Genomic DNA, 1,018 nt, shown 5'->3' with positions numbered 1-1,018 from the left:
CCCCTATCACCAAATACTTCTGATTCGGAAGCTGCTGAACATACGCATTGTATATCTTCGCATAGGTCGGAGTACTATAAAAAATATGCTCACGCACCACATTCCCACTCGTATCCAACTCCATGCCCCACACAGAACTATTCACACTGCCCGATACCCAATAATGGCCATTGGCCATACCTTCCACATAATAACCCTCTGTGTAAAGGCCATAGTTATAGTACTTTGTCCATGCCACACTACCATCCGATCGCATACGCGTTACAAAACAATCCCATGCCATGCCCGATACACTACTTCCCTGAGTCTGACCTGTTAGTAATACATCTCCATTAGACATAGACTTTAAGAATACTACGTACATAAATGGTACATTCGGATTGCTCGATTCTATGATATAGTGACCTAATTCTAAACTATTCGTATCTAATTTATATAAATGAATATCCGAATCAAAGTACGCACCCTGCGCAGCTAGCCATACAACACTATTATCTGCATGGTCTTGCCCTAATACTGCCATCCCTGACGTTAAATTATGATTCGTAAAATGCAACGTATCTCCTGCTCCACTTAATTTCAGCGTATAAAGACCACCATACGAGGACGTATTTTGACTATATCTATTCATCGTACCTGCTACTAAATAGTTAGAGGAATTGGACTGTTTTACGATACTCGTCGCATAATCCATTCCGATAAAACCATACGCCTTCTCCCACAATACCGATTGACTATAAACAACTTTGCTTAAAAACAGCAGTAATAACAATAGTAGATTTCTTCGCATAATCTTACGCTTTTGATTGAATAAATGGGGCAAGAAACTAAACGTCCCTTGCCCCATTTGGCTTGGTTAATGAATCACGGATAATGGATGACTTACGCCATCTACTTTGAGTACGTAAATACCTGTACGAAGTGAGTTCAAAGACATTTCTGTTTGCTCACTCTGCGATACCTCGCGGTGCAACAACTGACCCGTAACACTCATCAGTTCTATGACGCTACCCGCCTT

Annotated in this window: 2 protein-coding genes; both read right to left on the bottom strand. The window is 41.1% G+C overall.

Translation table 11 applies throughout. From position 1 onward, the window contains the following. Positions 1 to 790, bottom strand: a 790-nt coding sequence (locus BM090_RS18105; protein WP_143084056.1) for a hypothetical protein, incomplete at its 3' end; no start/stop codon positions are given. A gap of 66 nt (positions 791 to 856) precedes the next feature. Then, on the bottom strand, positions 857 to 997 hold the full coding sequence (locus BM090_RS18980) for a hypothetical protein (protein WP_394333486.1): 141 nt from the start codon (positions 995 to 997) through the stop codon (positions 857 to 859). Between the last annotated feature and the right edge of the window lie 21 nt (positions 998 to 1,018).

Source organism: Flexibacter flexilis DSM 6793, from assembly GCF_900112255.1.
In the GTDB taxonomy this organism is placed as follows: domain Bacteria; phylum Bacteroidota; class Bacteroidia; order Cytophagales; family Flexibacteraceae; genus Flexibacter; species Flexibacter flexilis.
This window is presented reverse-complemented; position numbering and strand designations above follow the sequence as displayed.